Genomic DNA, 18,322 nt, shown 5'->3' on the forward strand with positions numbered 1-18,322 from the left:
GACGGGCCGCCCACCCCGGTGTTCCCGGGGTGGGCGGCCCGTCGCCGTTTCGGGTTTCGCTCTCACGGCTCCTGCGGGAGGAGCACCCAGAGGGCGAGGTAGAGCAGGAACTGAGGCCCGGGGAGCAGGCAGGAGAGCAGGAAGATCAGGCGGACGGTCCACGGGGTCAGGCCGAAGCGGTCGGCGATCCCGGCGCAGACGCCGGCGATGACGCGGTTGTGACGGGGGCGGGCGAGGCGAGCGCTCATGGGTTCACTCCTGATCTGCTCCGCACGGCGGCGGCCCGGTCCGGCCGGTCCGGCGGGGTACTTCCATACTGCTCCGGCGCCGCCCCGCGATCCTCAGCCCGACAGGTGATTCCGGGCCCCGCCGGGTCACCGCCAAGGCGGAGCCGGAGGTCGGGGTCCTCCTCAGGGTGACCCTGAGGGCTGCCCCGACCGGCAGGGCGCGCCGGCGGCCCCGAACGGCGGAAGGCCCGCCCGTCCCCGCTCGACGGCGGGTGACGGACGGGCCTTCCGGGGTGCGTGCGACGGGTGCCGCGCGATCAGCCCGCCTGGTGCGGCGGCTGCGACGGGTTCGGCTGCGCGTACGGGTTGTCCGCCACCGGCTGCGGCGGGACGGGCGCGGCCGGCTGCGGGGGGTTCGGGTTGAACGGGGCCTGCGGCGCCTGCGGGGCGTTGGGGTTGTACGGCGCGTTGGGGTTGTACGGCGCCTGCGGCGCGTGGGGGTTGAACGCGGCGGCCTGCGCGGCGGCCTGCTTGGCGTTGCTGCGCTCGGTGATCGCCTTCACCGAGTACACGATCATCGCGACCGGCAGGATGAACACCTTGAAGAAGATGTAGTACGTGCCGCCCTCGAAGACGAACGCGAGGTAGTAGGCGTACCCCAGGAAACCGAGGCCGATGACGACGTTGAGAATCCGCAGGCCGACCTTCAGTCCGCCGGCGACGGCCCCGAGGACCACCATGAGGACGCCGCTGAGCGCCAGCAGGACGACGTACCAGGAGAACAGCGGTTCGGCGCTGAAGTCGAGATTGTTCAAGGGGGGTTTCCTGTGGGAGGGAAGAGAGAAAACGGCGGAACCGTTCGGGGACGAGAGCGCACAGTACTGGAGGCGGCCGACATTCGTCGCCGCCTTTACGTCACGGTGTCGTTGCGCTCTGCCGGACCGGCAATTGACGAGGTGGGAAATGACTGGGTATGAGGTGCTGCGGGTCTTTTGCGGGCCCGAGGGGGAGCACGGGAACGAGCTCGGGGTGGTGCGCGACGGCGCCGCCGTGCCGGAGCGCGCGGACCGGCAGCGGATCGCACGCGAACTCGGTTTCAGCGAGACGGTCTTCGTCGACGATCCGGAGCGCGGGGCGATCGACATCTACACCCCGTCGGTGCGCCTGCCCTTCGCCGGCCACCCGTGCGTGGGCGCCGCCTGGCTGCTCGGGGTGGACCGGCTGGTCACGGCCGCCGGTGCGGTGGGCGTGCGGCGCGCGGACGGGCTGACCCTGATCGAGGCCCGGCCGGAGTGGGCTCCCGGGCGGACGCTGCGCCAGTACGGTTCGGCTGCCGAGGTGGAGGCACTGGAGGTGCCGCCGCCGGGGGAGTGGATCTACGCCTGGGCCTGGCAGGACGAGGCGGCCGGCACCGTCCGGGCGCGGGCCTTCCCCGGGCGCGGTGACGGGATCGACGAGGACGAGGCGACCGGTGCGGCCGCCCTGCTGCTGACCGCGGAGCTGGGCCGGACGCTGACCGTCACCCAGGGCCGGGGCTCGCAGCTGATGACCGGACCGCGCCCGGGCGGGCTGATCGAGGTCGGCGGCCGGGTACTGCCGGCGCCGGCCCGGCCGACGGGCGGCGCCGCGTCCTAAGGCCTGTCCGGCGAACCCTAGGCGCGCGGGCGGCCGACGGGCGGCGCCGCGTCCTGAGGCCTGTCCGGCGAACCCTAGGCGCGCGGGCGGCCGGCGGGCGCGACGGCTGCCACCGGGGCCACGGCGGCCACCGACGGGGCGGCCGGCGCGGACAGCCGGGGCGCCCGCGGCCGCCGCTCCCGCAGCAGGTGCCGCAGCCCGGGGGCCAGCGCGAGGTGGGTGGCGGCCACGCCGATCACGGCGAACAGGATGTGGTCCACGTCGAGGACGTGCCCGGGCGTCCAGGAGGAGAGGAACTCCAGCGCCGTCGCCAGCAGCGCGGAGGCTCCGGTGGTGCGCAGGAAGGAGGGCAGCCACGGGGCCCGGAGGCGGCCGCCGGCCAGCGGCAGGAGGATGCCGAGCGGGGCCAGCAGCAGGAGCTCGCCGGCCACCTGCCAGACGCTGGAGGAGCGGAGCGAGGCCAGCGGCGTCAGGTTGGTGTCGTAGACCCAGGCCACCGGCAGCGGTCTCAGCACGAGCCAGAGCACCAGCGTCAGGTGGCAGGCCAGGCCTGCCAGTCCGGCCTTCCGGAGGGGACGGTGGACGTCCGCCGCCGGGCTGCTCTCGGTCCCCGCGCCGGAACGCTCGTCGCGTGTCCTGGTGCCATCTCGCTGCACGGGAGGGAGGACGTGACCCGGTGGCACGGCGGTTCCACCGTGAGCGTGAACATTCCCGAACGCGCCCCCGGCGCCCGCCCCGCGCCCGGGACGGCCGCCCGCCCGGCTACTTGCAGGGCGCAGCCGTCGGCACCGCGCCGAAGACGTTGTCCGGCGGCGGGCTGCCCGGTGCCACCACGGTGGGCGACGGGCTCGGACTCGGGCTCGCGGACGCCTTGGCCGCGCCGCGGGCCTGGGTCATGGACGGCGCCGGGCCGGGCGGGGTGGCCAGCGCGGCCGGGACGTGCGGGGTGGTCGGGCAGGCGGTCCGGCTGGCCGGGGCGCCGGCGTCGACCGGTACGGCGGTCGGCCGGATCCCGCAGCCGGAGGCCAGCGCGAGCAGGAACAGCACGCCGGCGGCGCGGCGCAGGGTGGTGGTGGCGGGGGCGGTCACGTGGCGTCCTTGTCCTCGGCGGCGTCGCGCGCGGGGCCGTCCTCGGCCCCGCCCGCGGACGGCGGAGGCGGCGGGGTCAGCGGCAGCGTCAGGGTGAACACCGCGCCGACCTCCCCGTTCGCCGCCGTGATCGTCCCCCCGTGTATCTGGGCGTTGGCCATCGCGATCGACAGGCCCAGGCCGCTGCCCTCCGAGCGGGCCCGCCCGCGGTCCGCCTTGTAGAAGCGGTCGAAGACGTGCGGCAGCACGTCCTCCGGGATGCCCGGGCCGCTGTCGGAGACCTCGACCACGACCGAGTCCTCGGCCTGCCGGACCCGCACCCGCACCGGCGAGCCGCCGTGCTTGAGCGCGTTGCCGATCAGGTTGGCGAAGACCACGTCGAGCCGGCGCGGGTCGACCACGGCCAGGATGCCGCGCGGGGCGTCCAGTTCGACCGCGTCGTACCAGGCCCGCCCGTCGATGCAGGACATGATCAGGTCGGCGATGTCCACCTCGTCGGCGACCAGCTTGGCGGTGCCGGCGTCGAAGCGGGTCACCTCCATCAGGTTCTCCACCAGGTCGGACAGCCGCCGGGTCTCGCTGACCACCAGCCGGACGGCCGGTTCGATCATCGGGTCCAGCGACTCGGCCTCGTCCTCCAGGATGTCGGTGACGGCGGTCATCGCGGTCAGCGGGGTGCGCAGCTCGTGCGACATGTCGGCGACGAACCGGCGGCTCTGCGCCTCGCGCGCGCTCAGCTCCTCGACCTGCTCGTGCAGCTGCTCCGCGGTCCGGTTGAACGTCCTCGCCAGGTCGGCGAGTTCGTCCGAGCCGTCAACCTCCAGCCGGGTGTCCAGGTGCCCTTCGCCGAGCCGCCGGGCGGCGTCGCCGAGCCGCCTGACCGGCCGCAGCACGGTGGCCGAGGCGGCCTGGGCGAGCAGGGCCGAGCCGATCAGCGCGAACAGCGTGGCGGTGGCCAGCGACCAGCCCAGCGTGTTGAGGTCGGCCCGCTCGTTCTCCAGCGACTTGAACATGTACGCCGTCGGGCCGTTCGGCACCACCTTGGTGCCGCCGATCAGGAACGGCCGGCCCTCCAGGTTCTGCCGCTGCCAGTACAGGTGGTACGGGTACGGGTTGCTCTCGCTGACCTCGCGCGGCTTGGCGACGGTGGTCTGCAGCGCGGTCGGTACGTCGGCCAGCGTGAAGTGCGTGGGGTCGGAGGAGGGCGCGCACTCCGGGTGCGCCGGATCGACCACCACCACGTCGTAACTCAGGCCGGAGCTGGCCACGCTGGAGGCCAGCGCGGCGAGCTCCGGGCAGCTCGCGTTCAGCGGCAGCTCGGAGACGTTGCGGCTGAGCGAGACCCGGAAGTCGTTCAGCGCGGTGTTCTGGGCGCGCTTGAGCACCGCGTCGCGGTTCAGCCAGTACGCGATGCCGGAGGCCGAGACCGCGGCGAGCAGCGCGACCGCCGCGAACACCGCGATCAGCCGCACCCGCAGGGAGCGCAGCCGTCGCCACCAGCCCGCCGGGAAGCGCCGGGCAGTCGTCTGATGGTCAGTCACAGGAGCCTGTCGTGGTACGGGAGTTCGCGGGGCGGGGGGCGGGGTTCGGAGGTCTGGGGCCGGAGGCCTGAGGCCTGAGGACGAGAAGGGCGGTCGGGCGGCCTCAGGCCGGCGGGTCCAGCCGGTAGCCCACCCCGCGGACGGTGCGGATCAGCGTCGGCGCGGACGGCACGTCCTCGACCTTGGCGCGCAGCCGCTGCACGCAGGCGTCCACCAGCCGGGAGTCGCCGAGGTAGTCGTGTTCCCAGACCAGCCGCAGCAGCTGCTGGCGGGAGAGTGCCTGGCCGGGGCGGCGGCTGAGTTCCAGCAGCAGCCGCAGCTCGGTCGGGGTGAGCTGGAGGTCCTGCCCGTCCTTGGTGACGGTCATCGCCGCCCGGTCGATCACCACGGTGCCGTACGCCGAGGAGTCCGAGCTCTCCCGCTCGCCGCGCCGCAGCACCGCCCGGATCCGGGCGTCCAGCACGCGCGGCTGCACGGGTTTGACGACGTAGTCGTCCGCGCCGGACTCCAGGCCCACCACCACGTCGATGTCGTCGGAACGCGCGGTCAGCAGGATGATCGGCAGCTGGTCGGTGCGGCGGATCCGACGGCACACTTCGAAGCCGTCGATCCCGGGCAGCATGACGTCCAGCACGATCAGGTCGGGCCGCTGCTCCTTGAAGAGCCTCAGACCGTCCTCGCCGGAGGCGGCGGTGGCCACGCGGTGGCCCTGGCGGGTGAGGGCGAGTTCGAGGCCGGTCCGGATGGCGTCGTCGTCCTCGATCAGTAGGAGGAAAGGCACGGCCCCATTTTGGCCCACCGGAAGCGTCGAATCACCCCCGGGACCGTTCACCGACCGTCCGGGAACCGGAAGGACCGCCACCGGCGTCCGGTACGGAGGGAGGCGGACCGGGACGAAAGGCCCACGCCTGTGACACCCCTGTGACAGTCGGCGGACAGCGCCATCACAACCGGCGGGCAGGATTTTCCATGTCGCCGCAGGACAGCGGGCCGCAAGGCCGGCTGGAGGGCGGCTACCGGAACCGCTCGTACCGACCCAGGGGGCGCACGATGAACGCCATGCTTCAGACCCGGACCAACCCGGCTGTCCGCACCGCGCGTTCGTCAGCCACCGCCCACCGCACCCGGTACGAGATCAGGACCGACGAGAACTCCGGTGCCGTGACCGTACGGGGGTGCGCGCACAGCACCGGTGGAAACCCTGTCGCCCGTCGGGTGAGCGGCGGCGGCAGGACGGGGGAGCTGTACGGAGTCGGCCGGCTGGGGAGTTCGGTCGACTCCGCCAACACCCTCACGCTGCGGGGGATCCTCCCCGTCCGCGTCGAGGGCACGGACACCCCGGGGGGGAACCGGGGTACCGGGGGGAACGGTCTGCGGACGGTCGGTTCGGGGGAACCGGCCGGTCGTGAGGCCGCCGGTGCGACGCTGCTGCGGCTGAACCCCGCCGCGGCCCGCACCACCGAGGCGGGACAGGGAGGCGCGCAGGGGGAGCACTCGGCCGCCGCGGAGGACCACATCACGGAGTTCACCGCGTACGTGCGCGAGCGCCGCGCCTCCCTGTACGCCACGGCGTACCACCTCACCGGTGACCGCTACGAGGCCGAGGACCTGCTGCAGAGCGCGCTCTTCAGCACCTACCGGGCCTGGGGCCGGATCACCGACAAGGCCGCGGTCGGCGGCTACCTCCGCCGCACCATGACCAACCTGCACATCTCCGCCTGGCGGCGCCGCAAGGTCAACGAGTACCCGACCGAGGAGCTGCCGGAGACGGCCGGCGACACCGACGCGATGGGCGGCACCGAGCTGCGCACCGTGCTCTGGCAGGCGCTGGCGAAGCTGCCGGAGAACCAGCGGACCATGCTGGTGCTGCGGTACTACGAGGGCAAGACCGACCCGGAGATCGCCGACGTGCTGGGGATCAGCGTCGGCACGGTCAAGAGCAGCATCTGGCGCGCCCTGCGCCGGCTGCGCGACGACGAGCACCTGAACAAGTCGGGCGACACCGTCCGGGCGTTCGGCGAACTGGTCGCGTAACAGGGTCGTTCGACCAGGTCGGCCCGGCGAGGTCAGCCGACGAGGTCGTAGGACGCAACAGAGGACTCCCGTCGGGGGACGGGAAGCGGACGGTCACGGTCCGGGGGCAGCGGCTCGGGGGAGCATGCCCGTGGGGGAGCCGAGGATCGTTCGGGAAGGCGACGGGCCCGGTGCGGGGGAGACGCACCGGGCCCGTCGTTCTGCTGCCTTGTCCTGCTTCCAGGGGCGGACGGCCTCAGGCCGCGGAGAGCTCCGTCGTCCGGGCTGCGGCGTGGATCCGCCGCTCGGCCTCCGGGCCGGCGCACGCGTACGAGCCGAGCGCGACCTGCCGCCCGACGATGGACCGCTCGGCCCGCATCAGCCGCAGGCCCCGGCGCACCAGCACCGGCAGCGACTTGCGGCCCTCCCGGACGTCCCGGCGCAGCCGCCGCCAGGCCGTGGTGAGCGCGCCGTTGCGCAGGCACAGGGCGTCGCCGAGCAGCCCCTCCTCGGCGCACTCGCCGGTGATCTCGGCCGCGAAGATGCCCTCCGCGATGAACGCGGGGGCGCCGCCCAGCTCCAGGGTGCGGGTGCCGATCCGGCCGTTGTCCGGGATCGAGTACACCGGGACGTCGGTTCGGCCGCGTTCGTGCAGGGTGCGGATGGCGGCGACGGCCTGGTCGCGGTGCCAGGCGAGCGGGGAGTCCCAGTCGACGGCGCCGTCGGGCAGCCGTGGCAGGGTCGGGTCGTCCCCGTCCTTGTAGAAGTCGTCGAGCTGGAGCACCGGCAGGCCGCTGCGCTCGGCGAGCGAGGACTTCCCCGACCCGGAGGGCCCGGAGAGCAGGATCACCCGGGCGTGCGCGGTCGGTGCGGGGTTCATGGGGGAGTCACTCACGGGACACCAGTCTGACGCATCCCGGCCCGTTGCCGAAACCGGTCGGTTCAGACCTTCTGCTGCGACTTCGGGTCGGCGAGGGTGACGTGGACCAGCGGCAGGTACCGGCTGTCGACCTGGAGGTGGACCGGCTCCCCGCCGTCGGGCGGCAGGTAGCAGGTGGCGGCCCAGTCCTGGTCGTACCAGGTGTCCGGCTCGGGCTCGTGGAAGCTTCCCCCGGTGGGCAGTTGGAGCCGGTCCCCGCCGCGCTCGCCGAAGGCCGCCGTGGCGGCTCCGGGCGTGATGTCCAACGTGCCGTTGACGTAGGCGCGTTGCCAGCCGGCCCGGTCGGACCGCGCCGAGCAGGGCACCCGGACCGGTCGGCCGGCGGCCAGCCGGCGCCTGGTGCGGGCCACGTGCCACCGGCGGAAGGCGCCGTCCGCGAACAGTGTCGCCAACTCGCCCAAGAACTCTCCCATGTGCCCCCCTCGGTCGTTTGCGTACCGCCGATTCTGGCGCGGCCGGAGGGGCGGTCGGGAGCGCCGAAAGTCGGCGGCGGGCCTGACGAAAGTCGACGGAACCCCGCGGGGGACGCCCACGGGACGCCCACAGGACACGGACGAAAACGCCGAAGAAAACGCCGACGGACCCGCGCCAGGGGGGGAGAGGCGCGGGTCCGTCCTGTGACCGTCCGGGCCCTAGGGGGGGTGAGGGCACTGGGGACGGCCAGTCTGTGGAGTTGTGCCCGGAGAGCGGAGGTCAGATACCCATCGGGTGCCAGACCGTCTTGGTCTCCAGGAACGAGAGTAGCCGGTCCGTACCGGGCGCATTGGTCCAGTCCTGGGCGAACGGGTCCAGCACCGGACGGACTACCCGCTTGAGGGTATCGGCGGCGGACGCCTCCAGGGCCTGCGCCGCGCCGGGGCCCTCGGCGGCGATGGCCCCGGTGAGGTCCACCGCGTTGACGTCCTGGTGCGAGGCCAGGGTGGGGGCGATGTCCGCGGTCCGGCCCGAGATGATGTTGACCACGCCGCCCGGGACGTCCGAGGTGGCGAGCACCTCGCCCAGCGACAGCGCGGGCAGCGGGGCGTCCGCGGCGGCCGCGACCACGACCGTGTTGCCGGTGGCGATCGCCGGGGCGATCACCGAGACCAGGCCGAGCAGCGAGTGCCCGTACCCGGCCTGCGGGGCGACGATCCCGACCACGCCGGTCGGCTCCGGGCTCGACAGGTTGAAGTACGGGCCGGCGACCGGGTTGGCGCCGCCCGCGATCTGGGCGACCTTGTCGGTCCAGCCTGCGTACCAGACCCAGCGGTCGATCGCGGCGTCCACCAGCGCGGCGGCCTTCTTCGGGCCGATGCCCTCGGAGAGCGCCACCTCGGCGGCGAACTGCTCGCGCCGGCCCTGCAGCATCTCGGCGACCCGGTACAGCACCTGGCCGCGGTTGTACGCGGTGGTGCCGGCCCAGCCCTTGACCGCCGCGCGGGCGGCCAGGACGGCGTCCCGGGTGTCCTTGCGGGTGCCCAGCGGGGCGTTGGCGAGCCACTCGCCGTTCGAGTCCGTCACCTCGTACACCCGCCCGCTCTCGGAGCGCGGGAACTTCCCGCCGACGTACAGCTTGTAGGTCTTGAGGACGTCAAGACGCGCGAAGGTCGTGTCAGACATCGAGGTAGGCCTCCAGACCGTGGCGGCCACCCTCGCGGCCGTAGCCCGACTCCTTGTAGCCGCCGAACGGCGAGGTCGGGTCGAACTTGTTGAAGGTGTTGGCCCAGACCACGCCGGCCTTGAGCTTGTTCGCCATCCAGAGGATGCGCGAGCCCTTCTCCGTCCAGATGCCGGCGGAGAGGCCGTACGGGGTGTTGTTGGCCTTCGCGACCGCCTCTTCGGGGGTGCGGAAGGTCAGCACCGACAGGACCGGGCCGAAGATCTCCTCCTGGGCGATCCGGTGGGCCTGGCTGACGCCGGTGAACAGGGTCGGCTTGAACCAGAAGCCGGTGCCCGGGAGTTCGCAGGCCGGCGACCAGCGCTCGGCGCCCTCGGCCTCGCCGGCGTCGGTCAGCGCGGTGATCCGGGCCAGCTGCTCGGCCGAGTTGATGGCACCGATGTCGGTGTTCTTGTCCAGCGGGTCGCCGACCCGCAGGGTGCCCATCCGGCGCTTCAGCGCGTCCAGCAGCTCGTCCTGGACCGACTCCTGGACCAGCAGGCGCGAACCCGCGCAGCAGACGTGGCCCTGGTTGAAGAAGATGCCGTTGACGATGCCCTCGACCGCCTGGTCGATCGGCGCGTCGTCGAAGACGATGTTGGCCGCCTTGCCGCCCAGCTCCAGCGAGAGCTTCTTGCGGGTGCCGGCCAGCTGCTTGGCGATGGCCCGGCCGACCGGGGTCGAGCCGGTGAAGGCGACCTTGTTGACGTCCGGGTGCGCGGTGAGCGCGGCGCCGGTGCGGCCGTCACCGGTGACGATGTTGACGACGCCCTTCGGCAGCCCGGCCTGGCGGCAGATCTCGGCGAAGCGCAGCGCGGTCAGCGGGGTGGTCTCGGCCGGCTTCAGGACGACCGTGTTGCCGGTCGCCAGCGCGGGCGCGATCTTCCACGCCAGCATCAGCAGCGGGAAGTTCCACGGGATGACCTGGCCGGCCACGCCGAGCGGCTTCGGGTTCGGGCCGTAGCCGGCGTAGTCGAGCTTGTCGGCCCAGCCCGCGTAGTAGAAGAAGTGCGCGGCGACGAGCGGCAGGTCGACGTCGCGGGTCTCGCGGATCGGCTTGCCGTTGTCGATCGACTCCAGCACGGCCAGCTCGCGGCTGCGCTCCTGGATGATCCGGGCGATCCGGAACAGGTACTTGGCGCGCTCGCTGCCGGGCAGCGCCGACCAGTCGGTGAAGGCCTTGCGGGCGGCGGCGACCGCGCGGTCGACGTCCTCGTCGGTGCCCTGGGCGAACTCGGCGAGCACCTGCTCGGTGGCCGGGTTGACCGTCTTCAGGGCCTCGCTGCCGGAGGAGTCGACGAACTCGCCGCCGATGAAGTGGCCGTAGGAGGTGGCGATGTCGCCCGCGGCTGCGGGGGACTCGGGGGCCGGGGCGTACGCGAAGAGGCCGCCGGCGGGCTTGGCCGTGGGCTCCTCGGTGTTCTTCTTCTTGGCCATGGTGATCAGTCCACCGTCACGTAGTCGGGGCCGGAGTAGCGGCCGGTGGCCAGCTTCTGGCGCTGCATCAGCAGGTCGTTGAGCAGGCTGGAGGCGCCGAAGCGGAACCAGTGCGGGGTCAGCCAGTCGTCGCCGAGGGTCTCGTTGACCATCACCAGGTACTTCATGGCGTCCTTGGTGGTCTTGATCCCGCCGGCGGGCTTGACGCCGACCTGGACGCCGGTGGCCGCGCGGAAATCGCGGACGGCTTCCAGCATCAGCAGGGTGACCGGCGGGGTGGCGTTGACGGCGACCTTGCCGGTGGAGGTCTTGATGAAGTCGGCGCCGGCCAGCATCGCCAGCCAGGAGACCCGGCGGACGTTGTCGTAGGTCTGCAGCTCGCCGGTCTCGAAGATGACCTTGAGGTGGGCGTAGCTGCCGTCGGCGCGCTTGCACGCCTCCTTGACGGCGACGATCTCCTGGAAGACGTCGAGGTAGCGGCCGGAGAGGAAGGCGCCGCGGTCGATCACCATGTCGATCTCGTCCGCGCCCGCGGCCACCGCGTCGGCGGTGTCGGCGAGCTTGACCGGGAGGGCGGCGCGGCCGGCCGGGAAGGCGGTGGCCACCGAGGCGACCTGGATGTCGGTGCCCCGGAGGGCGTCCTTCGCGGTGGCGACCATGTCCGGGTAGACACAGATGGCGGCGACGCGGGGGGTGGTCGGGTCGGTCGGGTCGGGGGTCCTGCCCTTGGCGCACAGCGCGCGCACCTTGCCGACCGTGTCCGCGCCCTCCAGCGTGGTCAGGTCGATCATCGAGATCGCCAGGTCGATGGCATAGGCCTTCGCCGTGGTCTTGATCGAGCGGGTACCGAGGGTGGCGGCACGCGCCTCAAGGCCGACCTGGTCGACGCCGGGCAGGCCGTGCAGAAAGCGGCGGAGCGAGGCCTCGGACGCCGCAACGTCCTGAAGGCCGCTGCCCGCAACGCCGGGGGCATTGGCTGCAACAGTGGACATAGTCACCAGACCAGCATATCTACGCGCGTAGTAGTCCGCCAGAGCGGCCACCTTTCGTGGCCGCTTTCGTGGCCGGACCGAGACCTCCGGGTGTGGAGCATGGGGCAGAATCGAGGCCATGACCGATTCCGACGGCAAGCCCCACCAGGGCCCCGCCGCCCCCGACGGGGAGCCCGAGTACGCGGACCGCGTGTACCGCTCCGTTCCCGGTGTGATCTCCGGAGTGCTGCTGCTGGCCGTCGCCGCCTGGCTGATCGGCGACGCGGTGGTGACCGGGACGGGGAAGACCCCGTACGTCTCGCTCGCCGCGGTGCCGGTGTTCGCGTTCCCGGTGATCGCCTACACCCTGCGCCCCGAGGTGCGGGCGAGCCGCAGCCGCCTGGTGGTGCGCAACCCCTGGCGGACCGTCGTCGCGCCCTGGGCCTCGGTGGAGGGGCTGCGCGCCGGGTACTCGGTCGAGCTGTTCGCCGACGGTGGGAAGTACCAGGTGTGGGCGGTGCCGGTGTCGCTGCGCCAGCGCAAGCGGGCCACCCGCGCCCAGAGCCGCGGCACCACCGAGCACGCCTCCCGGACCGGCCTGGGGCTGGGCCTCCCCACCCGCAGCAACCCCGTCGTCCAGGGCTCGCCCGACCCGACCCGCGCCTGGTCCGACCAGGTCACCGCCGTGCTGCAGGAGATGGCCGAGCGCAACGCCGCCCGCCCCGACGCGGCCGGGCCGGTCGTGGTGCGCTGGTGCTGGTGGGTGATCGCCCCCACCGTGGCCGGCCTGATCGCGCTGGTCACCGTCATCGCCGTCTGAGCCCGGGAGTCCCGACCCGGAACGCGGGAGGGCCCGCCGGTCACGTACGTCACGGACCGGCGGGCCCTCCCGCGTGCGGGTGATCAGATGCCGGCGGCTGCGGCGAGGTCCTGCTTGATGGTGTCGAGCAGCTCGGCTGCGCGGGTGCGGGCCGCGGCGAGCTCGGCGGCGGAGGCGACCGGGAGGACGACCTCCAGGTAGCACTTCAGCTTGGGCTCGGTGCCGGAGGGGCGGACCACGATGCGGGCCGAGCGGACGGCCTCGCCGGCCAGGTAGTAGCGCAGGCCGTCGGTGGGCGGCAGCTCGGCGGAGCCGGCTGCGAGGTCGTCGGCGCGGGTGACGCTCAGGCCGGCCAGGACGGTCGGGGGCTGCTCGCGCAGGCGGCGCATGGCGTCGGCGATCAGCGAGAGGTCCTGGACCCGGACCGAGAGCTGGTCGGTGGCGTGCAGGCCGTGCTCCAGCGCCAGGTCGTCGAGCAGGTCGGACAGCGTGCGGCCGGACTTCTTGAGGGTCGCGGCGAGCTCGGCGACCAGCAGGGCGGCGGTGATGCCGTCCTTGTCCCGGACGCCCTGCGGGTCGACGCAGTAGCCCAGCGCCTCCTCGTAGCCGTAGCGCAGGCCCTCGGCGCGGGAGATCCACTTGAAGCCGGTCAGCGTCTCCTCGTAGCCCAGGCCCGCCGCCTCGGCGATCCGGCCGAGCAGGGTGGCCGAGACGATGGTGGTGGCGAAGGTGCCCTCGGCCTTCTTCGCGACCAGGGCCGAGCCGAGCAGCGCGCCGACCTCGTCGCCGCGCAGCATCCGCCAGCCGGAGGTGCCGTTGCCGCTGCCGGCTGCGTTGCCGTTGTCCGGCACGGCCACCGCGCAGCGGTCGGCGTCCGGGTCGTTGGCGATCACGATGTCCGGGCCGACCGAGGCGGCGGTGCGGAAGGCGAGGTCCATCGCCCCCGGCTCCTCCGGGTTGGGGAAGGCGACGGTCGGGAAGTCCGGGTCGGGCTCGGCCTGCTCGGCGACCACGGTGGGCGCCGGGAAGCCGGCCCGGCGGAAGGCGGCGACCAGGGTGTCGCGGCCGACGCCGTGCATCGGGGTGTAGACGACGTCGAGTTCGCGCGGGCTGTGCGGGTCCACGATGGAGACGGCGCGGGCCAGGTAGGCCTCGATGACGTCCTCGCCCAGCACCTCCCAGCCGTCCTCGGCGAGCGGGATCTCGCTCAGCGAGCCGATCGCGTCGATCTCGGCGGCGATCCCGGCGTCGGCCGGCGGGACGATCTGCGAGCCGTCGCCCAGGTAGACCTTGTAGCCGTTGTCCTGCGGCGGGTTGTGGCTGGCGGTGACGGTGACGCCGGCGGCCGCCCCCAGGTGGCGGATGGCGAAGGCGAGCACCGGGGTGGGCAGCGGGCGGGGCAGCAGCGCGGCGCGCAGCCCGGCGCCGACCACTACGGCGGCGGTGGCGCGGGCGAAGTCGTACGACTTGTGCCGGGCGTCGTAGCCGATGACGACCAGGTCGCCCAGGCCCTGCTTCCGGACGTACGCGACCAGGCCGGCGGCGGCCCGGATCACCACGGAGCGGTTCATCCGCATCGGACCGGCGCCGAGTTCGCCGCGCAGACCGGCGGTGCCGAACTGGAGCCGGTCGGAGAAGCGCTCGGCGAGTTCGGCCCAGGCGAGCTTGCTGTCCGACTCGGCCTCCGGGCCCTCGGCCCGGGCGAGCAGGGCGCTGAGCTCCTCGCGGGTCTGCGGGTCGGGGTCCTCGGCCAGCCAGGCCCGGGTCCGGGCGAGGAGGTCGGTGGTGGGTGCCTGAGACATGGCTGCCAGCTCCATCGGGAAGTGCGTCGGTGTGTCGGCCGGAGGGTTCCGCTAAGACCGGGGGGTTCCGCAAAGAGGGGGATGCGCATGCGGACGGGGCCCACGGGAAGGTGTGATCAGCGGATCACGCCGCCCGTGGGCCCCGTCACTCATGAATTCTGCGCCTGCCGGGCGTCAGATCCGCTCAAGGACCTTCGCCAGGAGCTCGCCCATGCGCTCGGCGGAGGCCTTGCCGGCCTCCAGGACCTCTTCGTGGTTGAGCGGCTCGCCGGTCATGCCGGCGGCCAGGTTGGTGACCAGGGAGATGCCGAGCACCTCGGAGCCGGCCTCGCGGGCGGCGATGGCCTCCAGGGTGGTGGACATGCCGACCAGCTCGCCGCCGATCACCCGGGCCATGTTGACCTCGGCCGGGGTCTCGTAGTGCGGGCCGCGGAACTGCACGTAGACGGCCTCGTCCAGGGACGGGTCGACCTCGTGGCAGAGCGCGCGCAGGCGCTTGGAGTACAGGTCGGTGAGGTCGACGAAGTTGGCGCCGACGATCGGGGAGTCCGCGGTCAGGTTGATGTGGTCGCTGATCAGGACCGGCTGACCCGGGGTCCAGCCCTGGCGCAGGCCGCCGCAGCCGTTGGTCAGCACGATGACGCCGCAGCCGGCCGCGGCGGCGGTGCGCACGCCGTGGACCACGGTGGCCACGCCGTGGCCCTCGTAGTAGTGGTTGCGGCCGAGGAAGATCAGGGCGCGCTTGTCGCCGATCTTCACCGACCGGATCTTGCCGGCGTGGCCGGCGACGGCGGGGGCGGGGAAACCGGGCAGGTCGGTGACCGGGAACTCGGCCACGGTCTCGCCCAGGGCGTCGGCAGCCGGCACCCAGCCGGAGCCCATCACCAGGGCGACGTCGTGGCGCTCGGCACCGGTCAGCTCGCGCAGGCGCTCGGCGGCGGCCTGGGCGGCGGCGTAGGGGTCGGCGGAGAGGACCGACTGAGGAGAAGCGTTCACGGGTCCGAGGATAGACGGGAATCGACTACGCGCGTAGAAAATCCGCTGCGGCATGTCGGATCGTTACCCGGTTGACCCGAAACCACAGCTCGATGGCGCTTTCCGGGTGACGGGTCTCGTCGGTTCCGACAGCTGCGGATCCGGCTCACAGCCGTTTCGCGCTGCGCAGCCCCTTCGCGTACATGCCGTTGTCGTCCAGTCGCGCCGTGCCGCCCTTGTCGCCGAAGGTCGGGCCGTCCGCCTCCTCCCGGCTGGAGATGTACCGGGGATGGCCGTCGGTGTCCAGGCCCAGGTAGATGCCGGTGTGGTCGAGCCGGGCGCCGGTACGGGCGTCGATCTCGAAGAACACCAGGTCACCGGGGAGCAGCGGGTCGATCGAGGCCGGGCGCAGGGTGGTGTCCGAGCCGGCGGCGGTGGTCAGCGGGATCACCGGGACGCCGGGGCCGAGCCGGGCCAGGCCGTTGGCGGTGCGCGGCAGACCGGGGCCGGCCGCGTCCTTGGAGAGCAGCGGGTAGCCGGAGCGGTAGCCGTAGACCATCCGGACGAAGCCCGAACAGTCGAAGGCGCCGTAGCGGGTCTTGTCGGGCTGCTTGGTCACCTTGTCGGCGAACGTGTACGGAACGCCGAGGTAGTCGAGGAAGTCGGTCTGTTCCAGCCGCAGGTCGTTGCCGACCGAGCCGTTCGGGTTGAGCGGGCCGAAGGAGGCGTCGCCCTTGAAGCGCACGCCCTTGGCGTCCTTCTCGGCCGGCGCCCCGCCCACGTACTGGGTGGCCGCCGCGAGGACGTCGTCGGCGGTGGAGCCGAGCGACTGCTGGAACCAGGTGCGGAACCAGGCCTCCTGCTCGGCGCCCGGCTTCCACGGCTGCGGCATCAGCCGCACCCAGCTGTCGGTCACCACGGTGGCGGTGGTGGTGCCCGGCTCGGCGAAGGTGCGGCTGGGGCCGGCCAGCACGGCGGTGCGGGCGTTGTCGGTGAGCGTGGCGACCACGCCGCCGCGGGCGTCCCGGACCACCGTGCGGTCCGGCCCGGCCAGCCGCTCGTAGCGGTACTGGGCGGGCGCGGCGGCGGCCGTGGCGGCGTCGCCGACGGGGGCGGCGGTGGTGGTGATCAGCGGTGCGCTGCTGCCCGCCGCCGGCTGCCGGTCGCGGTCCCGCAGCTGGACGGTGAGGTAGCCGCTGGCGGCCAGCAGGGTCACGGCGAGGCCGCCGCTGAGCAGGGACTTGCGGGTCAATGGCATGGGGGTTCCCGTCGGATCAGGTGCCGGGCGATCAGGTGCCGGGCAGGGCGCCGAGCAGGACGCCGGCGGTGAGGACGACGTAGTTGGCGAGCGTCACCGTGCTGGTGGCCATCAGGGTCGCCGCGCGGGGCTGGCGGACCAGCTGGTAGGCGATCAGGCCCGGGACGATGAAGCCGAGCGTCTGGTTGGCGTACAGGGTGGGCAGTTCGCGCTGCAGCACCAGCATCACGGTGGCCTGCAGCAGCACGCCGATCAGCACCACGGCGGCGAACAGCCGCTTGCCGTACAGGATCACCAGCTTCTGGACCGCCCGGGTGGCCAGGTAGGTCAGCACCGTCACGCCGATCACGATGGCCACCCGCTGCAGCGACTCGACCAGGGTGAGGGCCAGCCAGCCGGGGGTGATCATGCCGCCGGGGGAGAGGTTGGTGGTCAGGTAGCAGACCAGCGAGAAGACCAGGCCGAGCGCGATGCCGATGGCGGCGATCTCGGGGGTGAGCTCGGTGGGGATCACGGCTGGTCTCCGTAGGGGGCGGCGGTGCGGTGGTCGGGGTCGAACCAGGAGTCGGGGAGCGGTTCGGGGTGGTACACCGGCTCGGCGTACGGGGCCTGCGGGGGGTACGGGTACGGATCGGCGTAGGGGGCCTGCCCGGCGTGGCGGTACTGCTCGGCGTACGGGTAGGGCTCGGCGTACGGCCCGGGGTACGGCTCCGGCTCCGGGTAGAGCGGTTCGGGCTCGTGGTACGCGTACTCCGGTGCCTCCGGCGCGTCCGGGCTGTCGTCCGGGTCGAGCCGGGCCAGCTCCTCCAGGAACAGCTCGCCCTGGCCGTGGATGTTGCCGACGGCCACCAGCGAGGAGTCCGGGCCGAGTTCGGCCAGCAGGTCGGCGGTGAGCTGCGCCGGGTCGCGCTTGTCGCCGCCGAGGTCGACCACGCGGCCCGACCAGCCGGCCGGGATGCCGTCGCGGGCGCTCCTGGTGGGGTGGCCGATCAGGAAGACGGTGTCCGGGTCGAGGTTCGGGACGATCTGGCCCATCTGGCCGTTGCGTTCGACCCGGTCGGGGCGGCAGTTGATGACCACGTTGAGCGGGCGGTGGATCGCGCCCAGGCCCTCCAGCTGGCGGACGTTCATCAGCGTGGACTCGGGGTCGTTGGCGGCGAAGACGTTGGCGAAGCGCAACCGCTTGCCGTCCGCGGTCCGGTAGCGCTCGACCGAGAGCACGCCCGGGTCCGGCGGGGCGGCCCACATGCCCTGCAGCGCGGTCTGCCGTTCCACGCCGAGGAGTTCGGCGACGGCGAGGGCGATCGCCACGTTCTCCTTGAAGGTGAACCAGCTGAACCCGCGCAGCTCCTCGTCGGTGACCGACTCCGGATCCACCACGACGAGTTCGCAGTTCCGCTTGGCCGCCTCCGCGCGCAGGATGTGCGCGCGCTCCTGCTCGGCGGTCACGCACACCCCGTCGACCGGCATCGAGCGGGACAGCGAGCGGGCGACGTCGTCCAGGGTCGGGCCCATCTCGGCGAGGTGGTCCTCGCGGACGTTGCAGAGCACGCCGATGGTGGAGCGGATCAGCTTGGTCTGGTTGACCTCCTGGAGCGCGGGCATGACGGCCATGCACTCGATCACCAGGGCGTCCGGCCGGTAGGTGGCGGCGCGGCGGACGATGCCGATCTGCTCCACGACGTTGGCGATGCCGAACTTGCGGTAGACCGGCTCCTCGGTGGCGTCCGGGTGGATGAAGCGGGCCGCGGTGCCGGTGGTCTTGGCGACCGTCACCAGCCCGCCGCCGCGCAGCGCGCCCGCGCACAGCCGGGTGATCGAGCTCTTGCCGCGGATCCCGTTCACCAGCACCCGGGTCGGGATCTGCTCCAGCGCGGTGAAGTGCCGGCGCTGCTCGACGATGCCGGCCACCAGCAGCACGGCGCAGCACACCAGCAGCACGACGTAGAGGAAGAGCACGGGGAGGTCCTTCGGGCGG

The 18,322-nt window shown here is 73.0% G+C and carries 19 protein-coding genes; 3 read left to right on the forward strand and 16 right to left on the reverse strand.

Annotated elements, in window-relative coordinates; genetic code table 11:
• Window positions 1-62: 62 nt before the first annotated feature.
• Together BX285_RS09395 and BX285_RS09400 are read right to left on the reverse strand one after the other, a co-directional pair.
• Window positions 63-248 carry a PspC domain-containing protein gene (locus BX285_RS09395; protein ID WP_030241583.1) on the reverse strand — a complete coding sequence of 62 codons (186 nt, stop codon included), beginning with the start codon at window positions 246-248 and terminating at the stop codon, window positions 63-65.
• 296 nt (window positions 249-544) lie between these two features.
• Entirely contained in the window at window positions 545-1,042 is a 498-nt protein-coding gene (locus BX285_RS09400; protein WP_121174878.1) for a hypothetical protein, read from the reverse strand.
• 148 nt (window positions 1,043-1,190) lie between these two features.
• Here BX285_RS09400 and BX285_RS09405 point away from each other — a divergent pair, with 148 nt between their 5' ends.
• Entirely contained in the window at window positions 1,191-1,862 is a 672-nt protein-coding gene (locus BX285_RS09405; protein WP_121174879.1) for a PhzF family phenazine biosynthesis protein, read from the forward strand.
• A 74-nt stretch (window positions 1,863-1,936) separates the two neighbouring features.
• Here BX285_RS09405 and BX285_RS09410 read toward each other — a convergent pair whose 3' ends face one another.
• From BX285_RS09410 to BX285_RS09425, 4 genes are all read right to left on the reverse strand, one after another.
• A complete protein-coding gene (locus BX285_RS09410; RefSeq protein ID WP_179852853.1) occupies window positions 1,937-2,518 on the reverse strand; it encodes a VanZ family protein in 582 nt (193 codons plus the stop codon).
• A gap of 106 nt (window positions 2,519-2,624) precedes the next feature.
• On the reverse strand, window positions 2,625-2,951 hold the full coding sequence (locus BX285_RS09415) for a hypothetical protein (RefSeq protein ID WP_097237573.1): 327 nt from the start codon (window positions 2,949-2,951) through the stop codon (window positions 2,625-2,627).
• Window positions 2,948-4,492, reverse strand: coding sequence for a HAMP domain-containing sensor histidine kinase (locus tag BX285_RS09420; RefSeq protein ID WP_121174880.1), 1,545 nt, complete (start codon window positions 4,490-4,492; stop codon window positions 2,948-2,950). Before BX285_RS09420 ends, BX285_RS09415 begins: the two co-directional genes overlap by 4 nt.
• Before the next feature lie 103 nt (window positions 4,493-4,595).
• On the reverse strand, window positions 4,596-5,273 hold the full coding sequence (locus tag BX285_RS09425; protein WP_063349065.1) for a response regulator transcription factor: 678 nt from the start codon (window positions 5,271-5,273) through the stop codon (window positions 4,596-4,598).
• A gap of 278 nt (window positions 5,274-5,551) precedes the next feature.
• Between BX285_RS09425 and BX285_RS09430 the strand changes: the two genes are divergently transcribed.
• Window positions 5,552-6,526, forward strand: coding sequence for a SigE family RNA polymerase sigma factor (locus BX285_RS09430; RefSeq protein WP_373560504.1), 975 nt, complete (start codon window positions 5,552-5,554; stop codon window positions 6,524-6,526).
• A 235-nt stretch (window positions 6,527-6,761) separates the two neighbouring features.
• Here BX285_RS09430 and BX285_RS09435 read toward each other — a convergent pair whose 3' ends face one another.
• From BX285_RS09435 to deoC, 5 genes are all read right to left on the reverse strand, one after another.
• Window positions 6,762-7,400 (reverse strand): ATP-binding protein, encoded by a 639-nt coding sequence (locus BX285_RS09435; RefSeq protein ID WP_097237575.1) that lies wholly within the window; start codon window positions 7,398-7,400, stop codon window positions 6,762-6,764.
• Between the two features lie 47 nt (window positions 7,401-7,447).
• On the reverse strand, window positions 7,448-7,858 hold the full coding sequence (locus BX285_RS09440) for a hypothetical protein (protein ID WP_121174881.1): 411 nt from the start codon (window positions 7,856-7,858) through the stop codon (window positions 7,448-7,450).
• 280 nt (window positions 7,859-8,138) lie between these two features.
• Window positions 8,139-9,044 carry an aldehyde dehydrogenase family protein gene (locus BX285_RS09445; protein WP_121174882.1) on the reverse strand — a complete coding sequence of 302 codons (906 nt, stop codon included), beginning with the start codon at window positions 9,042-9,044 and terminating at the stop codon, window positions 8,139-8,141.
• Entirely contained in the window at window positions 9,037-10,518 is a 1,482-nt protein-coding gene (locus tag BX285_RS09450; protein WP_121174883.1) for an aldehyde dehydrogenase family protein, read from the reverse strand. The genes BX285_RS09445 and BX285_RS09450 overlap by 8 nt, the downstream gene beginning before the upstream one ends.
• A 5-nt stretch (window positions 10,519-10,523) precedes the next feature.
• Window positions 10,524-11,510 carry a deoxyribose-phosphate aldolase gene (gene deoC / locus BX285_RS09455; RefSeq protein WP_097237579.1) on the reverse strand — a complete coding sequence of 329 codons (987 nt, stop codon included), beginning with the start codon at window positions 11,508-11,510 and terminating at the stop codon, window positions 10,524-10,526.
• A 118-nt stretch (window positions 11,511-11,628) separates the two neighbouring features.
• Between deoC and BX285_RS09460 the strand changes: the two genes are divergently transcribed.
• Complete coding sequence (locus tag BX285_RS09460; RefSeq protein WP_121174884.1) at window positions 11,629-12,309, forward strand: PH domain-containing protein; 681 nt, start codon at window positions 11,629-11,631, stop codon at window positions 12,307-12,309.
• Between the two features lie 83 nt (window positions 12,310-12,392).
• Here BX285_RS09460 and BX285_RS09465 read toward each other — a convergent pair whose 3' ends face one another.
• From BX285_RS09465 to pgsB, 5 genes are all read right to left on the reverse strand, one after another.
• Window positions 12,393-14,111 (reverse strand): phospho-sugar mutase, encoded by a 1,719-nt coding sequence (locus tag BX285_RS09465; protein WP_121174885.1) that lies wholly within the window; start codon window positions 14,109-14,111, stop codon window positions 12,393-12,395.
• Window positions 14,112-14,285: 174 nt separating this feature from the next.
• Window positions 14,286-15,107 (reverse strand): purine-nucleoside phosphorylase, encoded by an 822-nt coding sequence (locus BX285_RS09470; RefSeq protein WP_097237582.1) that lies wholly within the window; start codon window positions 15,105-15,107, stop codon window positions 14,286-14,288.
• 145 nt (window positions 15,108-15,252) lie between these two features.
• Complete coding sequence (locus BX285_RS09475) at window positions 15,253-16,344, reverse strand: C40 family peptidase (RefSeq protein ID WP_097237583.1); 1,092 nt, start codon at window positions 16,342-16,344, stop codon at window positions 15,253-15,255.
• Window positions 16,345-16,375: 31 nt separating this feature from the next.
• Window positions 16,376-16,858, reverse strand: coding sequence for a poly-gamma-glutamate biosynthesis protein PgsC/CapC (locus tag BX285_RS09480; protein ID WP_097237584.1), 483 nt, complete (start codon window positions 16,856-16,858; stop codon window positions 16,376-16,378).
• A complete protein-coding gene (pgsB, locus tag BX285_RS09485; protein WP_097240194.1) occupies window positions 16,855-18,303 on the reverse strand; it encodes a poly-gamma-glutamate synthase PgsB in 1,449 nt (482 codons plus the stop codon). The genes BX285_RS09480 and pgsB overlap by 4 nt, the downstream gene beginning before the upstream one ends.
• Window positions 18,304-18,322 lie beyond the last annotated feature (19 nt).

The organism is Streptomyces sp. 1114.5, from assembly GCF_003635085.1.
Taxonomy (GTDB): domain Bacteria; phylum Actinomycetota; class Actinomycetes; order Streptomycetales; family Streptomycetaceae; genus Kitasatospora.

Coding starts and splice junctions, on each gene's coding strand:
- BX285_RS09395 (WP_030241583.1), bottom strand. CDS start 248: ATGAGCGCTCGCCTCGCCCGCCCCCGTCACAACCGCGTCATCGCCGGC.
- BX285_RS09405 (WP_121174879.1), top strand. CDS start 1,191: ATGACTGGGTATGAGGTGCTGCGGGTCTTTTGCGGGCCCGAGGGGGAG.
- BX285_RS09430 (WP_373560504.1), top strand. CDS start 5,552: ATGCTTCAGACCCGGACCAACCCGGCTGTCCGCACCGCGCGTTCGTCA.
- BX285_RS09440 (WP_121174881.1), bottom strand. CDS start 7,858: ATGGGAGAGTTCTTGGGCGAGTTGGCGACACTGTTCGCGGACGGCGCC.
- BX285_RS09445 (WP_121174882.1), bottom strand. CDS start 9,044: ATGTCTGACACGACCTTCGCGCGTCTTGACGTCCTCAAGACCTACAAG.
- BX285_RS09450 (WP_121174883.1), bottom strand. CDS start 10,518: ATGGCCAAGAAGAAGAACACCGAGGAGCCCACGGCCAAGCCCGCCGGC.
- deoC (WP_097237579.1), bottom strand. CDS start 11,510: ATGTCCACTGTTGCAGCCAATGCCCCCGGCGTTGCGGGCAGCGGCCTT.
- BX285_RS09460 (WP_121174884.1), top strand. CDS start 11,629: ATGACCGATTCCGACGGCAAGCCCCACCAGGGCCCCGCCGCCCCCGAC.
- BX285_RS09465 (WP_121174885.1), bottom strand. CDS start 14,111: ATGTCTCAGGCACCCACCACCGACCTCCTCGCCCGGACCCGGGCCTGG.
- BX285_RS09475 (WP_097237583.1), bottom strand. CDS start 16,344: ATGCCATTGACCCGCAAGTCCCTGCTCAGCGGCGGCCTCGCCGTGACC.